Origin of the sequence: Streptomyces sp. BR123 (assembly GCF_013401435.1) — a bacterium.
Lineage (GTDB): Bacteria > Actinomycetota > Actinomycetes > Streptomycetales > Streptomycetaceae > Streptomyces.
Genome location: NZ_JACBGN010000526.1, coordinates 1 through 2,451, shown reverse-complemented (window position 1 = coordinate 2,451; position 2,451 = coordinate 1). Strand labels below are relative to the sequence as shown.

2 protein-coding genes are annotated in these 2,451 nt (G+C 76.5%); one reads left to right on the top strand and one right to left on the bottom strand.

The features are described 5' to 3' along the window. Positions 1-244: 244 nt before the first annotated feature. A complete protein-coding gene (locus tag HYE82_RS35910; protein ID WP_179178419.1) occupies positions 245-1,147 on the bottom strand; it encodes a DUF4184 family protein in 903 nt (300 codons plus the stop codon). Positions 1,148-1,481: 334 nt separating this feature from the next. On the opposite strand from HYE82_RS35910, the gene HYE82_RS35905 reads away from it, so the two are divergent. Beyond that, positions 1,482-2,451: lytic murein transglycosylase (locus HYE82_RS35905; protein WP_309144565.1), on the top strand; the 970-nt coding region annotated here is incomplete at its 3' end.

Here is a 2,451-nt window from a genome sequence, read left to right as displayed (position 1 = left end):
GGGGATGCTCTTCTTCACCTTCTACGACCGGATCCGCTCGCCCCTCGACATCGTCCCGACCGTCTGCTTCGGTGCGGGTGCCGGCCTCGCGACGCTCCCCCGGCCACCGCGGGGTGGTGCCCCCGGGCACGGCACCTCGCTGCGCCGTCGGAGCGCGAGCGCGCCGGGTACGCGCTGGGGCCCACCGCCTCGCGATGCACCGCACCGTCCGCCGCGAGCCGACGGAACCCTTCCGGCCGGGGCGTCAGGAGCGGGTGGCGAGGGGTGCGGGCGCTTCACCGTCCGCCGGGCGGCGGCCGCCCCGGTCGTCCCGGTCGCGGCCGGGACGGCGGTGCCGCAGTCGCACCAGGGCTCCGTACAGCAGCAGGCCCGCCGCGAGGCCGGCACCCGCACCGAAGCAGACGGTCGGGACGATGTCGAGGGGCGAGCGGATCCGGTCGTAGAAGGTGAAGAAGCGCATCACCCGCGTCGTCACCCCGGCTGCCGCGCACCCGGTCACGAGGAGGACCGAGCCCAGGACCTCGGCCCGGCTCAGCACCGGCACCGCCGCGGGCGCGGGCCGGTCGGGCATCCGGCGCAGGGCCGTCGCCGCGAACCAGAGCAGTGCGCCCGCCGCGACCGCCGACGAGCCGTACTGCAGGTAGGTGTAGAGCGGGTACCCGTACGCGACCGGCTCGCCCAGCCAGGGCAGCGCGTTCGTCCCCCACCGGTCCAGGTGCGTGAAGCTGTCCCACGCCACGTGCGTGAGCGAGCCCAGGACCGCCGAGAGGTAGAACCACAGCGCGAGCACCGCAGGCCGCCGCGCGCCCCGTCCGCCCGGCCCGCCCCGCCAGTCCTCACCCCGGAGCAGGGCGTGGACCCGGCCCCGGCGGGCCCGCGGCAGCAGCGCGACCAGCGGTTCGCGCAGCAGCAGCCAGCACGCCGCGAGAACGGCGGTCAAGACGGCGTCCGCGGTCAGCACGCCGGGCAGCGAGTGCGTGAACCCCCCGTACTGCATGACGCCGCCGACGACGGCGTCCGCGAAGTAGAACGTGTCGGGCGCGAACGAGCCGAGGACGAGCGCGGAGGCGACGAGCGGGCCGCGCGCACGGCCTGTGCGGCGTACGGCGGGCAGGACGGCTGCGGCATGGCTGAGGGTGAACGGCACGGCACCTCTCGGTGGTTCGGCGGGCTTCGGGCGTCGGGCTGGTCGGGGTGTGCGGGTCGGGCGCTGTCGGGTCGTGGGGTCACGCCGAGTGAGGGCGTCTTTACTTCGGGCCAATGCGGCCCGAACCGGTCCCGGCCAGTATGCGTGACCTGCACATGACGTGGGGAAGTGGTGAAGCCCGGGCGCTGGTCGGTGCGGTGTGAAGGGAGTTGACGTAGGGTCACGCCGACGTCGAGGGGGAGGGGACCGGCTCATGTCGGCTCGTTGGACGGCTCGGGGCAGGCTGCGCAGGGGAGGGACCGCCGCCGTCGCGTGCGCTCTGGTGGCGGCCGCGGTGACCGCCTCGCAGGCCCCGACCGGCCACCGTACGGCGCCCGCCGGGGAGAGCGCCGCACAGGCCGCCGCACCCCCGTCGGCCGGCGGGGCGGACGGCGGCGACGGCGTGTACCTCACCGAACTCCCGCCCCTCACCAGCCCGGAGCCGCCGGCCGCCCCGCTCCCGGAGGACGCGCCGACCCCGCCGGCGATCCCCGGCGAGACGGCCGGATCCTCCGACCGGCCCGTCGCGATGGGCGGCGCGGAGGGCGCACAGGGGATACCGGCGACCCTGCTGACCGCGTACCGGCAGGCTGAGGAGCGGACCGGCCGCACCGATCCGGGCTGCGGGCTGCGCTGGCAACTCCTCGCGGCGATCGGCAAGGTCGAGTCCGGGCACGCGGGCGGCGGGCGCGTCGACGCCTCCGGCACCACCCTGCGGCCGATCCTCGGACCGGTCCTGAACGGCAACGGCTTCGCGACGATCCGGGACACCGACGGAGGCCGCCACGACGGCGACGCCGCCTACGACCGCGCCGTCGGGCCCATGCAGTTCATCCCCTCCACCTGGGCCGCCTGGGGCCAGGACGCCGACGGCGACGGCCTGCGCAACCCCGGGAACGTGTACGACGCCGCCCTCGCCGCCGGGCGCTACCTGTGCGCGGGCAGCCGTGACCTGCGCCGGGACGCGGACCTGGACCGGGCGGTGCTCTCCTACAACCACTCCTCGGAGTACCTGCGGACGGTGCGGTCCTGGTTCGCGTACTACCTCAACGGCGCGCACGAGGTCCCGAACGCGGGAGGCGGCGGCGCGGGCGCACCGACGAAGCCGCAGCCGAAGCCCACGCCGTCCCCGGCGCCTACGCCGTCCCCGGCGCCTACGCCGTCCCCGGCGCCTACGCCGTCCCCGGCGCCTACGCCGTCCCCGGCGCCTACGCCGTCCCCGGCGCCTACGCCGTCCCCGGCGCCTACGCCGTCCCCGGCGCCTA